The sequence below is a fragment of the Micromonospora desertarenae genome, assembly GCF_056150265.1.
This window is the reverse complement of the sequence record NZ_JAXCFQ010000018.1, coordinates 42,587-56,611: the sequence shown is the minus strand read 5'-3', so window position 1 is coordinate 56,611 and position 14,025 is coordinate 42,587. Positions and strand designations below refer to the sequence as shown.

The window sequence follows — 14,025 nt, the reverse complement described above, 5'->3', positions numbered from 1 at the left end:
TGCCGGCATGGTGGACGGGACGACCGGCAGGATCGTGCAGATCTGGACCGACGGCGCGTGCAGCGGCAACCCCGGTCCGGGCGGCTGGGGCGTGGTGCTGCGCTACGGCAGCCACGAGCGGGAGCTGCACGGCGGTGAGGCGACGCCGACCACCAACAACCGGATGGAGCTGATGGCCGCCATCCAGGCGCTGGAGAGCCTGACCCGCCCGGTCACGGTCGAGCTGCACACCGACAGCACGTACGTGCGCAACGGCATCACCAGTTGGCTCGCCTCTTGGAAGCGCAACGGCTGGCTGACCGCGGCCCGGCAGCCGGTCAAGAACGCCGACCTGTGGCAGCGGCTGGAGGCGGCGTGCGCCCGCCACCAGGTCACCTGGCTGTGGGTGAAGGGCCACAACGGACACCCGGAGAACGAGCGGGCGGACGCGCTGGCCAACCGGGGGATGACCGAGGCCCGTGCCGCGGCGGTGCCCGCCGGCCGCTGACGCCGATGGGGGTTGGGCCGGCGCGGCGGCCCGGAGCGGACCCGCGCGGGCTGCCCGGGGCAGGCCCGGACACCACACCCGACGGTCGGCCGGCGAGGTGGTCAGCGGGTCGCGTCCGGGTGGCCGGGCATGGTCGAGCCACCGCTGCTGGTGCCCGACGCCCCGCCCGCCACGCCGGAGCCGTCGTCCTCGGTGACGATGTCCGGCTTGATCTCGGTGTCGTCCGGAGCCGGGACGTCGGTGTCCGCCCCGACCTGGACCAGCCGGGCCTGGCCGGCCTCGTCCTCGGCGTGCTCCGGGTCGACCGGCTGTACGCCCTGGCGTGCCCGATATCCCACCATCGCCTCCCCGCTCGTACGTCGGTCAGCCGGCTACCCGACCACCTGGCAGCGAAACGTCGGGTTCCGGCGCCGGCGGGCCGGCCGTTTCCGGCGCGGCGGACAGCGCGCGACGGCGGGTGAGCGCGACCGCGACGGCGACCGCCAGCGCCGCCGGGACGATCAGGAAGGCGCCGGTGGTGCCGAACCGGTCGCTGACCGCGCCGCTGCTCGCCGCGCCGAGGGCGGTCCCGAGCTGCCCGACGGTCTGCAACCAGCCGTACGCCTCGGCGGTGTGCGGCGCGGGGGCGGCCCGAGCCATCAGCCCGTCGGTGACGGCGAGCCACGGCGCGAGCGCGAGCCCGAAGACGGCCAGGGCGACCGCCATCTGCGGCACGGTACGCGGCCAGGGCAGCACCGCCGAGGTGAGCGCCATGGTGGCCAGCAGCGCCAGGTAGGCGCGGCGCGGATCGGCCAACCGGCCGCGGCGGGCGAGCACCAGACCGCCGGCCAGGCTGCCCACCGACCAGACGGTGATCAGCACACCGGCCTGGTCCGGGTGCCCGGCGCCGGCGGCGAACGCCGGGACCAGCACCCACATGGCGCCCATGCACGTCGCGTAGCCCAGGTGCACGCCGAGCAGGGTGCGCACCGTGCGCCGGGCGGCCGGACGGGCGGCCCGGTCGGCCGCGTCGGCGCCGTGCCGGCGGGGAACGACCAGGGCGTTGCCGACCAGGGCGAGGGAACCGACGACCGCGAACGCGAACACCGCACCGGCGGGGCCGGTCAGCAGCAGGCTCAGGGTCACCGCGAGCGGGCCGCCGACGTAGAGCAGTTCCTGCCCGACCGCGTTCACGGCGTACGCGCGGGTCAGCGCCGGCGCGGGCACCAGCCGGGGCAGCAGCGACCGGCCGCTGCTCAGCGCGGGCGGGGTGGCCAATCCGGCGGCGGCGGCCAGCGCCACGAAGGCGGTGGGTCGGGTGCTCAGCGCCAGCCCGGACAGGGCCGCGAGGTGGGCCAGGCCGGAGCCGAGCAGCACCACCCGGTCGCCGAAGCGGGGCAGCAACCGGCCGTACAGGGGTGCGGACACCGCCAGGCCGAGCCCGCAGGCGGCGCTCGCGGCACCGGCGGTGGCGAAGCTGCCCGTGTTGTGGTGACCGAGCAGCACCACGAGCAACTGTCGCATCGCGACCGGGAGCTGGGCGAGGTTCATCAGCACGATGACCGCGACGGCTCGACCGGGTAAATTCATAACTTATGAATCTACCCGAGGACGCCGCCCCGAACCTCCTCGGCGCTCTGGCGCTCGCCGTGAACTCCCGGATGCGGGCCGCGGTCGTCGACGCGGCCGGCGCCGGCGGGGCGCTGGCCGAGGCGGTCGTCGTGATCAAGGACCAGCCAGGCAGCACCGCCGAATGGCTCGGCCAGGTGCTCGGCCTCACCCAGCCCGGCGCGGCCCACCTGGTCCGCCGCCTGGTCGACCAGGGCTGGGTACGGCGGCAGCCCGGCGCCGACGGCCGCAGCCGGGCGCTGCACCTCACCGCCGCCGGCCGGGTGGCCGCCGAGCGGATCCTGCGGGCCCGGCAGGTCGCGCTGGCCGACCTGGTCGGGCTGCTCACCGCCGAGCAGCGCCACCAGCTGGCGCGGATCGCCGGCAACCTGTTGCGGTGCGAGGCGGGCGACCGGCGCGAGCTGGCGCGGCTCTGCCGGCTCTGCGACCGGTCCCGCTGCCCGACCTGCCCGGTGCACGACGGCTACCGGGGCGCACCGTGCGCCGGTGCCGGCGCCTCCGGCGGCGCAGCCGGGGCCACCGAGGACCCGACCCCGGCACGGTAGGAGGCGAGCGGCGGCACGGGTCGGGCGCGGTTGTGCGGCGAGCGGCCGGACGGGTCTGGGGCTCGGTTGGGCGGCGAGCGGCCGGAGGCCCGGTTGTGCGGCGAGCGGCGGACGGCTGGGGCGCGGTAGGCGGCGAGCGGCCGGACCGTCGAACTAGCGGCGCCGGGGTGGGCCGGGGCGGCGGGCGCCGGCGCGGGGGGTGCGGCGTACCGGGGTGAGCGGCAGCGCCGACCAGTGCGCCGGCCGGGTGAGCGTCGCCGGCAGTTCGGTGTGCCGGTCGCCGCGGGCCGCGTCGAGCTGCGACTGGTGCAGGAAGAGGCTGCCGGACAGGTCGGCCCCGCGCAGGTCGGCGCCCCGCAGGTCCGCGCCGGTCAGGTCGGCCAGGCGTAGGTCCACCCCGCGCAGGTCCGCCCCGATCAGCAGCGCGCCGCGCAGGTTGGCCGCCCGCAGGTCGGCCCGGCGCAGGTCGGCCCCGAACAGCCGGGCGCCCCGGTGGTCGGGGCCCGGCCGGCCGGCGCGCGCCCGCACCAGGTCGCCGGTGCGCGACAGCAGCGCGTTCACCCGCCCCCGGTACGCGTCGACGTCCAGCCCGAGCAGCGTCTCCGGGCCGGCGTTGGCCAGCCGGGTGGTCTCCGCCAGCGCGGCGGTCAGCTCGTCGGGCAGCGGCCGCGGCGGGCGCAGCGCGACCGCCTGGGTGAGGTACCAGAGCAGCTCGTGCAGCGGCCGCATCACGGCGAACGTGTCGAACATCCGGGCGGCCGTCTCCGGAGCCTGCCGCCAGTCCCGCCCGCCGAAGGTCACCTGGGCCACCTGCTGCCCGGCGCCGAAGCAGTCGAAGACCGTGCAGCCCGGGAAGCCCCGCTCGCGCAGCTCGGTGTGGATGCCGCAGCGGAAGTCCGGCCCCAGGTGCCGGCAGGGCTGGCCGGCCGGCTTGTCGACGGCGAAGTCGGCGGACGCGGCGAAGGCCGGCGCGACGCAGCAGAGCCCGAAGCAGCGGGCGCAGTCGGCGCGTAGCTCGCCGGCCGGCGACGGGGCCTGGGCGGTTACCGACACGCTGACCGTTCTCCTGCCGATCGGGGGACCCTCCCGCCCGGCGGCGGCGCGGGCGGACCTCCCCATTGTCCCAGCCCCGCCGGTCAGCGTTCGGGCGGCGGGGCCCCCTCGGCGGAGCGGGGAGCGGGGGCGCGGTCGTTCGCCCGGCGATGTGGCACCAGCCGCAGCACGGCGCGGCTGCCGTCGGCCGGGCCGTACTTCTGGTCGAAGAGCCGGGCCACCACCGGGGGTGGGACCGGATCGCCGTCGGCCGGCTCCGCCAGCCCGAACACCCCGGGGGTACGCGCCGGCGGCCGGGCCCGCACGGTCAGCGGCCGGACCAGCTTGAACGCCTGGCAGTCGAGGTAGTGCTGCCCGTCCACCGTCACGTACGGCACCTGCACCTCGACCAGGTCGGAGTCCTCGTCCTGCAGGGTGACGGTGGTGGTCCAGTAGCGCTCCAGCGTCGAGGTGGCCTGCTCGTGCTCCCACAGCTCCTCGAACCGGGCGTGCACGAAACCGCCCCACGGGCTGTCCATGTCCACCTCCAGCTGCGGGACGTTGAACGACAGCTTGCCGATCGGGAAGAACGAGATCAGCGCGTGCCCGTCCCACTGGTAGAGCTGGATGGAGGGGGAGGCGTCGTAGACGCGTACCTGGAACCGGCGGGCCAGCTTCGGCCGCAGCCGTAGCGACTCCTGGAACGCGGCGAGATGGCGCAGGTTGGCCCGGATCTGCCGGGGCACGTCCACCCGCTGCCGTTCCAGTTCCTCCGAGCGCTGCTGGGCGGCGGTGCAGTCCGGGTCGAGCAGGAGCAGCTGCACCTCGGCGCCGGACTCCAGGGCCGCCTCGACCGCCCGCAGCGTCTCCGCCCGGTGCTGGTCCTCCAGCAGGATCGTCCAGGTGTCCAGGATCCGCACCCGGCGGCCGGTGCGGCACAGCCGGTCGACGAACGCCTTCTGGTCGAAGCTGAGGTGCTCCTGCACCCGGGCCTTGCGGGCCTCCTCGAACAGCGGGTCGAAGATGACGTACGAGATCGCCGCGAGCACCACGCTGGCTCCGAGGTTGAGCAGCAGGTCACTGGCGAAGCCGGTGCTGCGCCAGGCGGCCAGGAGCATGACAGTGGCGACGACCAGCAGCCCGCCGCCGCCGACGAGCGCCCGCCGCTGCCGGCCGGTGCCCCGCCAGCGACGCCACCCGCCCGCCCCCGCCATCCGGCCCCCTCGGCATCGCGCCGGTCGCGCCGGCCCGCGTGATCACCCGGAAAGCGGAGGATACGTTGCCGTGATCCGCCCGCGCTGTCCCGTTCGCGACCGGTGCGCCGGTCCGGCGACGCGGTGCGGCGCCCGCCGAGGGGCGGACGCCGCGCGGCGTGCGGGTCAGAAGGCGAACAGCGATCCGGTCTCGCGCAGCAGCGCGCACCGGTTGCCGAAGGTCTTCGCCCAGGACACCGGCCGACCCTGCCAGAAGCCGAGCGCGCGGGCGGTGACCGGCGCGTACTCCAGGGTGCACGGCCCCGGTTCGGGGGTCATCGCGCCGAGGTCGCCGTGCACGGCCGCCACCGCCTGGCAGGCGGTCGTCGCCGCCGGGTGCGTCCCGCCGGCCGGGTGGCAGCGCAGCGCGGCCGCCCGCGGTTCGCCGTGCACGTGCGGCAGGACGGTCAGCAACAGCACCGACGTGGGCCGGTCGGTGGCGGCGGCGCGGGCGGCGCGGGGGGTGGTCGCGGCCGTGAGCGCGCCGGTGGCCAGGACGGTCACCGCGAACAGGGCGGCGACCCGCTGGACGAAGGGCATGGTGTGTCCTTCCGGTCGGGGCCCCGGGTGGGGGCCGGCGATCGGCCCGGCCGTCGTGTGACCGGGCCGCCGACCACGCTAAGTGGACACTGTGAACCGGAATGGTCACCAACTGTTACGAGGACTCGACCCGCCGCCAGTCGTCCGACCGCAGCGCGTTGGCCTGCGGGCCCATCATCAGCATGCCGCCGTCCACCGGCCACGAGGCGCCGGTGACGTACGCGGCGGCGGGGGAGGCCAGCAGCGCGACCACCGCGGCCACCTCGCGGGCGTCGCCCGGCCGCCCGACCGGTACGCCGGGGCGCTCCTGGGTGAACGGGTCGACGTCCTCCTGGCCGGTCATCGGCGTGGCGATCTCGCCCGGGGCGACCGCGTTGACGGTGATGCCGTCGGCGGCCAGTTCCTGTGCCATCACCTTGGTGAGCAGCCCGAGCCCGCCCTTCGCCGCGCAGTACGCCGCCGAGCCCACCCGCGGCGCGTGCTCGTGCACGCTGGTGATGTTGACGATCCGCCCGCCGCTGCCGTCCGACCGCATCCGCCGCGCGGCCCGCTGGGAGCAGAGGAAGGGCCCGTCCAGGTCGACCGCGAGCACCTCGCGCCACTGCTCCCAGGCGGTGTCGACGAACGGGACGGAGGTGCCGGTGCCGGCGTTGTTGACCAGCACCCCGATCCCGCCGAGCCGGTCGGCCAGCTCGTCGACCACGGCGGCGGCGTCGGGCAGCCGGGTCAGGTCCAGCCGGGCGACCTCGCAGCGACGCCCGGTGGCGCGTACCTCGGTGGCGGTCCGGTCGGCGCCCTCGGCGTCGGCGTGCCAGGTGACGCCGATGTCGAACCCGGCCTCGGCGAGCGCCACCGCGCAGGCCTTCCCGATGCCGGAGTCGGCGCCGGTGACGATGGCGATTCTCGGATAGTTCTCGTAGCGAGCTGGCATGCGGCCGCAATACCCGTCGTATGCGAATGCAACCATCCGTCGAGGTCGGTCCGTGCAGGGGATTGTCGGCGGCCGATCGCTCTGACATTCTCCAGCGTGGACGCTGCCAGTGACGGTCGCCAATCCGGTGCCGCGCTGCGGCGACGCCTTTTCGTGCCGGAGGGACCCTCGTGAAGCGCAGACGTCGCCATCTCTTCGCAGGACTAGCGGTCGCCGCCCTGGTGGCGTCGACGGGTGCCGCGGGCATCCACTTCACCGGCGCCGAGGTGCCGGCCGCCGCGGCGGTGGGCGACGGCGAGATGCCGGGTGCCACCGGCGCCCACCTCGAGCGGCTGCGCCAGGCGGTGCCGGGCAGCGACGGGATGTCACCGGAGGGGCCGGGCAACGCCGCCCAGCAGGAGTTCCTGGAGCGCGCGTACCCGGCCGACTCGATCAGCATCGCCCAGGTCGACCGGTCCAAGGCCGCCTACGCCGCCGCCGAGCGGCGCCTGCGCGGCAGCCAGCGGTGGACCAACATCGGGCCGAGCGAGGCGCTCTACCCGTTCACCGAGTTCCGCAACGCCTACAACTACGTGCCCGACGAGTACGTCGCCGGCGGGCGGGTCACCTCCATCGACATCGCCCCGGACTGCAACGCGCTGCTCTGCCGGGCCTACGTGACCCCGGCCGGCGGCGGCGTCTGGGGCACCCTCAACGTGCTCGCGCCCGAGCCGAAGTGGTTCTACCTCGGCGGGCCGCTGGGCATCAACGCCGCCGGCTCGGTGAAGATCGACCGTAACGACAAGACCGGCCTGACCATCTACGTCGGCACCGGCGAGGCGAACACCTGCGCCTCCGGCTGCGTCGCCGGCGTCGGCCTGTACAAGTCGACCAACGGCGGCCTGACCTGGCAGGGCCCGCTCGGCAAGGACGCCCTCGCCGGCAAGGGCATCGGCGAGATCACCATCGTCCCCGGTCAACCGAAGACGCTCTACGTCGCCACCACCACCGCGCTGCGCGGCATGTCCAGCTCCTGCTGCACCGGCGTCACCCGACCGGTGCCGGACGCCGCCAAGTGGGGCCTGTACAAGTCCACCGACGGCGGCAAGAGCTGGCGGTTCATCCACAACGGCTCGGCCGACGCCACCCAGTGCACCGGCAGCGCCGCGGAGTACAACAACACCGCCGCCTGCTCGCCGCGCGGGGTGCGCTACGTCAAGCTCGACCCGCGCGACTCGAAGATCGTCTACGCCTCCTCGTACGCCCGCGGGGTGTGGCGCTCGCCGGACGGCGGCGCCACCTGGACGCAGATCAAGTCCTCCCTCAACAGCGCGGTCTTCCAGACCCGGGCCGCGATCGACGTGACGGCGCTGCCCGGCGGCAAGACCCGGATGTACGTCTACGAGGGCAACCTGGGCAACCCCTACTCGCGGCTGTTCCGCAGCGACGACGTGGCCACCGGGGCGCCCACCTTCACCGACCTGACCAGCGCCAACCCGGCCGACCCGGGCTTCGCCACCTACAACCAGTGCACCGGCCAGTGCTGGTACGACGTCTTCGTGCACACCCCGGCCGGGCACCCGGACATCGTCTACACCGGTGGCTCCTACGTCTACGGCGAGACGGTGGCGCACAAGCGGGCCGTGGTGCTCTCCACCGACGCCGGGGTCAGCGGCACCGACATGACCTACGACGGCACCGACGAGCTGCACCCCAACGGCCTGCACCCCGACCAGCACGCGCTGGTCACCAACCCGCGCAACCCGTACCAGTTCTTCGAGGCCAACGACGGCGGCGTGATGCGCTCCAGCGGCCAGTTCGTGGACCGCTCGGCGTGGTGCGACAACCCGGACCGCAACCTGACCACCCAGGCGCAGAAGGACCGCTGCCGGCAGATGCTGTCCCGGATCCCGTCGAAGCTGGACGGCATCAACAAGGGCATGAACACCCTGCAGTTCATCAGCCTCTCGGTCAGCCCGCACGACCACCGGATGCTCCAGGGCGGCACCCAGGACAACGGCACCTGGGAGAACAAGGGCCAGCGGGCCCGCTGGGTGAACACGATGATCGGTGACGGCGGGGCGTCCGGCTTCGACGTCGGCCGCCCGGAGTTCCGGTTCCACACGTTCTACGACGCCACGCCCGAGGTGAACTTCAACAACGGCGACATCGGCAGCTGGATCTCCATCTACGACGGCGTCTTCGGCCAGGCCGGCACGCTCTTCTACGCCCCGGTGATCACCGACCCGAAGGTCAGCGGCACGATGTTCGCCGGCACCGCCCGCTCGGTGTACCGCACCAAGACCTTCGGCCTCGGCGACCGGTCGCTGGCGGAGGCCAACCGGATCTGCAACAGCTGGACCGGCACCTTCGAGGCCCGGTGCGGCGACTGGGAGCAGTTGGGCGGCGTCGCGCTGACCGACGCCGCGTGGGGCGACCGGGCCGGCGGCGCCGTCTCGGTGGTCCAGCGGGTCGCCACGGACTCCTCGACGGCGTACGCGGCCACCAGCACCGGCCGGGTCTTCGTCACCCGCAACGCCGACGCCGAGCCGGCCGCCGCGGTGACCTGGACCCGGATCGACACGCCGAGCACGCCGAACCGCTTCGTGACCAGCATCCACGTCGACCCGGCCGACCCGGCCCGGGCGTGGATCTCCTACAGCGGGTTCAACTCGAACACCCCGACCACCCTCGGGCACGCGTTCGAGGTGCGGCTGGCCGGCACCGGGGCCACCTGGGCCGACCGCTCGTACGACTTCGGCGACCAGCCGATCACCGACCTGGTCCGCGACGACGTCACCGGCGACCTGTACGCGGCCACGGACTTCGGTGTGCTGCGGCTGGCCAGGGGGACGACGAGCTGGGTCAAGGCGGCCGGCGGGATGCCGAACGTGGAGGTCGCCGGGCTCACCATCGTGCCGGGCAAGCGGATCCTCTACGCCGCCTCGCACGGTCTCGGCGCCTGGCAGCTCCCCCTGCGGTAGGCGAACATCGGCACCAACCGGGTGAGGGGCCGCGCGAGCGGCCCCTCACCGCTGCCCGAGCGGGCCGCGCGTGTCTGGCGCACGCTCGGCGCGGCCTTCGTCCTCCTCGTCTTCGTCCCGCCGCTGCTGCTGCTGGTCTCCGGCTCGCTCACCGAGCCCGGCCTGCCGCCCTCGCCGACGCCGCAGCTGGTGCCGGAGCCCGTCTCCACCACCGGTTACCAACAGGCGGTGGAGCTCGGCGGGCTGCTGCGCGCGTCGCTGAACTCGGTGCTGGTGGCGGTGGTAGCGGTGCCGCTGAGCGTGCTGGTCGCCGCGCTGGCCGGGTTCGCGCTGGCCCGGGTCGCCCCGCGCACCACCGCCACCGTGGTCGCGGCCTCCCTGGTCGCGCTGATGGTGCCGGCCACCGCGCTGCTGGTGCCGCGGTTCGCGATCTTCCGGATGCTCGGGCTGACCGATACCCTGGTGCCGTTGATCGCGCCGGCGCTGGTGGGCACCTCACCGCTCTACGTCCTGGTCTACTACCTTGCCTTCCGGGCGCTGCCGGCCGACCTCTACGACGCCTGCCTGGTGGAGGACCTCTCCCCGATGCGCATCTGGTGGCGGGTCGCCCTCCCGCTGGTCCGCCCGGTCACCGCCGCGCTCACCGCGCTCACCTTCGTGCTCACCTGGTCGAACTTCCTCGACCCGTTGGTCTACGTCTACGACCGTGACCTGTTCACCCTGCCGCTGGCGCTGCGCTCGCTGTCGGTGCTGGACCCGACGAACTTCCCGGTGTTCCTGGCCGGGGCGGTGCTCGCCACGGTGCCCGCGCTGGCCGTGTTCGTGCTGGCCCAGCGGCGCTTCCTCCACCACGACGACCCGACGGGACGGAACCGATGAGACCGAAGGCCCTGCTGGCACTGCTGCTCTGCGCCGTGCTCCTGACCACCGGCTGCGGGTCCGGGTCGGGTTCGTCCGCCGACGGCCCGGTGCGCCTGCTGGTCTTCGGCGCGCCCGAGGAACTGGCCGCCTACCGCACCCTGATCGAGGCGTACGAGAAGGCCCGGCCCGGCGCCGACGTGCAGCTCGTCGAGGCCAGCGACCGCAAGGACCTGCTGGCCCGGCTGGCCACCTCGGTGGCCGGCGGCGCACCGCCGGACCTGTTCCTGATGAACTACCGCTTCTACGGCCAGTTCGCCGCCAAGGACGTGGTCGAGCCGCTGGACGACCGGATCTCCGCCTCGGACGCCGTCGACCCGGCCGACTACTACCCGGTGGCGATGGACGCGTTCAAGTGGAACGGCAAGCAGCTCTGCCTGCCGCAGAACGTGTCCAGCCTGGCCGTCTACTACAACCGGACGCTCTTCCAGAAGTACGGCGTGTCGGAGCCGAAGCCCGGCTGGACCTGGAACGACCTGGTCGGCACCGCCACCGCGATGACCCGCGACGCCCGCGGCGTGGTGGTCAAGGCGACCGAGAGCGAGGGCGCCGCGCTGCGCCCGGCCGTGCACGGCCTCGGCGTCGAACCGTCGATCATCCGGCTCGCCCCGTTCGTCTGGTCCAACGGCGGCGAGATCGTGGACGACCCGGCCAGGCCGACCCGGCTGACGCTGGACACGCCCGCCGCCCGGGAGGCGCTGAAGAACCTCGTCGACCTGCGGCTGGCGTACGGGGTGGTGCCCACCGACGAGGAGGTGGAGGCGGAGGACGACGAGTCCCGGTTCGCCAACGGCCGGCTGGCCATGCTGATGAGCTCCCGCCGGTCCACCACCACGTTCCGCTCGATCACCGACTTCGAGTGGGACGTCGCGCCGCTGCCGGTCTACAAGGAGCAGGTCGGGGTGCTGCACTCCGACGCGTACTGCATGACCCGGGGCGCCAAGCGCAAGGACGCCGCCTGGCGGTTCCTGGAGTTCGCCATCGCCGAGGAGGGGCAGCGGATCATCGCGGCCACCGGCCGCACCGTGCCGTCGCACGTCGCGGTGTCGCAGTCCCCGGCGTTCCTCGGCCCGGCCCAGCCGCCGCGCAGCGCCAAGGTCTTCCTCGACGCCATCCCCACCGTCCGGGCGCTGCCCACGGTCTCCACCTGGCCCGAGATCGAGGACGTCACGTACGGGATCCTGGAGAACGCGATGCACCGCGGCGACCGGCTCGACGACGTGATCCGCGACCTCGACCAGCAGACCAGGCCGCTGTTCGCCCGGGGGGAGCACGGGTGAGCGAACCGGGGCTCGTCCTCGACGGCGTCAGCGCCGCCTACCGGTCCTCGACCGTGCTGCACGAGGTCGACCTCGCGGTGCGCCGCGGCGAACTGCTCGTCGTGCTCGGCCCCTCGGGGGCCGGCAAGTCGACGGTGCTGCGGGTGGTGGCCGGGCTGGAGCCGGTCACCACCGGCCGGGTCTTGATCGCCGGGCGGGACGTCACCGGCGACCGCCCCGGCCGGCGCAACGTGTCAATGGTCTTCCAGTCGTACGCGCTCTTCCCGCACCTGAGCGTGGCCGAGAACATCGCGTTCGGGCTGGAGGTGCGGGACACCCCCCGGGCGGTCGCCCGGGAGCGGGCCCGGGTCGCGGCCGAGTCGGTCGGCTGCGCGGCGCTGCTCGACCGCCGCCCCGGTCAGCTCTCCGGTGGCGAGCGGCAGCGGGTGGCGCTGGCCCGGGCGCTGGTCCGGGAGCCGGACGTGTTCCTGCTCGACGAGCCGCTGTCCAACCTCGACCTCGCGCTGCGGGTGGAGATGCGCGCCGAACTGCGCGCCCTGCACGACCGGGTGGGCGCCACCATGGTGCACGTCACCCACGACCAGACCGAGGCGCTGGTGCTGGCCGACCGGATCGCCGTGCTGCGGGACGGCCGGATCGAGCAGGTCGGCACCCCGGACGAGATCTGGCGTGCCCCGGCGAGCACCTTCGTGGCCCGCTTCGTCGGTTCCCCGGCGATGAACCTGCTGCCGGCGGACGGGCCGGTGCGACCGGCCGGCAACCCGCCGCCCGGGGCGCCGGTCACCGAGACCGGCCGGCTCGATCTCGGCTTCCGGCCCGAGGCGGTCACCGTGGCCGGAGCCGACGCCGAGGGCACCCCGGCCACGGTGGACCGGGTGGACGTGGTCGGCGAGGACGCGTACGCGTACCTGCGGCTGGCCGGCGGCGAGCCGGTGGTCGCCCGGGTGCCGGCCGCCCGCCGCCCCGACCGGGGAGCGGCGGTACGGATCGCCGTGCGCTGGGCCGACGTGCACGTCTTCCACGCCGGCTCCGGGCGACGGTACGCCCCGTGACGCGACCGGACACCCGCTCCCGCCGGCAGTTGGCGCTGATGCTGGCGCCGTACCTGGTCGGCCTGGTCGCCCTGGTGCTGCTGCCCGCCGTGGTGACCCTGGCGCTGGCGTTCACCGAGTACGACCTGCTGCGTCCGCCGACCTGGGTCGGGCTGGACAACTTCACCGCGCTGGTCGACGACCCGGTCTTCCGGGTGTCGCTGACCAACTCGCTGGTGTTCGGGCTGGTGGCCGTACCGCTGCGGGTGCTGCTCGCGCTCGGCCTGGCGCTGCTGCTGCACCGCCGTGCCCTCGGTGTCGGCAGTGCCCGCACCGCGGCGGTGCTGCCCACCGCGGTGCCGGAGATCGCCTACGGCCTGCTCTGGCTCTGGCTGCTCAACCCGCTGTACGGGCCGATCAACCAGTTGCTGCGCACCGGTGGCGAGAACGGGCTCACCGCGCTCGGGCGCACCCCGCCGCAGTGGCTCACCGACCCGACCGACGCCCGGGCGGCGATCATCCTGATGAGCCTGTTCACCATGGGCGAGACCTTCGTGGTGCTGCTGGCCGCACGCCGCGCGCTGCCCCGCGACGTGTACGAGATGGCGGCGATCGAGGACGCCACCGGCTGGGACGTGTTCCGCCGGATCACCCTGCCGCTGATGGCCCCGGTGCTGGCCCTGCTCGCGGTGCGGGACCTCATCCAGAGCCTGCACTTCTCCTTCGTGCCGGCGTTCGTGGTCACCGACGGCGGCCCGCCCCCGTACGCCACCACCTACCTGTCGCTGTTCGTCTACCGCAACGCCTTCGAGTACCTGCGGTACGGCTACGCGGCCGCGGTGACCCTGGTGATGATCCTGCTGACCGTGGCGGCGGTGCTGGTGCAGTGGCGGCTGGTCCGCCGCTACCGTGCCTTCTACGGCGTCTGAGGAACCCGGTGCCCGGCCGGACCGTCCCAGCTGGCGGAGGTGTGGTGTCATGCGCAGAGCGTTCCTGCTGCTCACCGCGATCGGTCTGGGGTTGTCGGTGACCGCCTGCTCCACCGGCGACGCGCCCGATGCGGCGGCCACCGGCCAGCCACCTTCCGCGCCCTCGCCGTCCACGGGCCCCCCGTCGCCGCCCGCCGACCCGACCACCGCGCCGGCCCGGCCCACACCACCGGGGGCGACGCCGCCGGGTGGCGGCGAGGTGCCCGGGCCGCTGCCGTTCGGCGCCCGCACCCTCACCGGCACGGTGGAGCGCGAAGGCGAATGCACCATGCTGCTGGTGGGCGAGCGGCGCTGGGCGTTGACCGGCGAGGTGGCGGCGGCGCTGCGCCCCGGCGCGCGGGTGACCGTGCGCGGCAACGTGGCGCCCCGCCCGGCCGCCTGCGGCGACCGGGACCTCGCGCAGACCGTCGCCGTCACGCGGGCCGACCCGGCCTGACCACGACGGGGA

At 74.4% G+C, this 14,025-nt stretch carries 14 protein-coding genes; 8 read left to right on the top strand and 6 right to left on the bottom strand.

The features are described from left to right. Window positions 1–7 precede the first annotated feature (7 nt). Window positions 8–487, top strand: a complete 480-nt coding sequence (gene rnhA, locus SM577_RS28345; protein ID WP_302921926.1) for a ribonuclease HI — start codon at window positions 8–10, stop codon at window positions 485–487. Between the two features lie 101 nt (window positions 488–588). Here rnhA and SM577_RS28340 read toward each other — a convergent pair whose 3' ends face one another. Next, window positions 589–828, bottom strand: coding sequence for a preprotein translocase YidC (locus SM577_RS28340; RefSeq protein WP_302921925.1), 240 nt, complete (start codon window positions 826–828; stop codon window positions 589–591). Window positions 829–850: 22 nt separating this feature from the next. Then, window positions 851–2,056, bottom strand: a complete 1,206-nt coding sequence (locus SM577_RS28335; protein ID WP_474588414.1) for an MFS transporter — start codon at window positions 2,054–2,056, stop codon at window positions 851–853. Between the two features lie 5 nt (window positions 2,057–2,061). On the opposite strand from SM577_RS28335, the gene SM577_RS28330 reads away from it, so the two are divergent. Next, window positions 2,062–2,640, top strand: coding sequence for a MarR family winged helix-turn-helix transcriptional regulator (locus tag SM577_RS28330; RefSeq protein WP_474588413.1), 579 nt, complete (start codon window positions 2,062–2,064; stop codon window positions 2,638–2,640). Between the two features lie 153 nt (window positions 2,641–2,793). Here SM577_RS28330 and SM577_RS28325 read toward each other — a convergent pair whose 3' ends face one another. From SM577_RS28325 to SM577_RS28310, 4 genes are all read right to left on the bottom strand, one after another. Beyond that, entirely contained in the window at window positions 2,794–3,693 is a 900-nt protein-coding gene (locus SM577_RS28325; RefSeq protein ID WP_474588412.1) for a pentapeptide repeat-containing protein, read from the bottom strand. A gap of 83 nt (window positions 3,694–3,776) precedes the next feature. Continuing rightward, window positions 3,777–4,886: a DUF5919 domain-containing protein gene (locus SM577_RS28320; RefSeq protein WP_474588411.1), complete on the bottom strand. Its 1,110-nt coding sequence runs from the start codon at window positions 4,884–4,886 to the stop codon at window positions 3,777–3,779. Window positions 4,887–5,051: 165 nt separating this feature from the next. Continuing rightward, window positions 5,052–5,465 carry an SSI family serine proteinase inhibitor gene (locus tag SM577_RS28315; protein ID WP_474579935.1) on the bottom strand — a complete coding sequence of 138 codons (414 nt, stop codon included), beginning with the start codon at window positions 5,463–5,465 and terminating at the stop codon, window positions 5,052–5,054. 115 nt (window positions 5,466–5,580) lie between these two features. Then, a complete protein-coding gene (locus SM577_RS28310) occupies window positions 5,581–6,396 on the bottom strand; it encodes an SDR family oxidoreductase (RefSeq protein WP_474579934.1) in 816 nt (271 codons plus the stop codon). 170 nt (window positions 6,397–6,566) lie between these two features. On the opposite strand from SM577_RS28310, the gene SM577_RS28305 reads away from it, so the two are divergent. Genes SM577_RS28305 through SM577_RS28280 form a run of 6 tightly spaced genes read left to right on the top strand, consistent with a single transcriptional unit; the run spans window position 6,567 to window position 14,013 of the window. Beyond that, complete coding sequence (locus tag SM577_RS28305; protein ID WP_474588410.1) at window positions 6,567–9,359, top strand: exo-alpha-sialidase; 2,793 nt, start codon at window positions 6,567–6,569, stop codon at window positions 9,357–9,359. Between the two features lie 21 nt (window positions 9,360–9,380). Then, entirely contained in the window at window positions 9,381–10,238 is an 858-nt protein-coding gene (locus SM577_RS28300) for a carbohydrate ABC transporter permease (RefSeq protein ID WP_474579932.1), read from the top strand. Next, complete coding sequence (locus tag SM577_RS28295; protein WP_474579931.1) at window positions 10,235–11,557, top strand: ABC transporter substrate-binding protein; 1,323 nt, start codon at window positions 10,235–10,237, stop codon at window positions 11,555–11,557. Before SM577_RS28300 ends, SM577_RS28295 begins: the two co-directional genes overlap by 4 nt. Then, window positions 11,554–12,609, top strand: a complete 1,056-nt coding sequence (locus SM577_RS28290; protein ID WP_474579930.1) for an ABC transporter ATP-binding protein — start codon at window positions 11,554–11,556, stop codon at window positions 12,607–12,609. The genes SM577_RS28295 and SM577_RS28290 overlap by 4 nt, the downstream gene beginning before the upstream one ends. A 38-nt stretch (window positions 12,610–12,647) precedes the next feature. Further along, entirely contained in the window at window positions 12,648–13,517 is an 870-nt protein-coding gene (locus SM577_RS28285; protein ID WP_474588449.1) for a carbohydrate ABC transporter permease, read from the top strand. A gap of 49 nt (window positions 13,518–13,566) precedes the next feature. Beyond that, complete coding sequence (locus tag SM577_RS28280; RefSeq protein ID WP_474588409.1) at window positions 13,567–14,013, top strand: DUF5818 domain-containing protein; 447 nt, start codon at window positions 13,567–13,569, stop codon at window positions 14,011–14,013. Window positions 14,014–14,025: the final 12 nt, after the last annotated feature.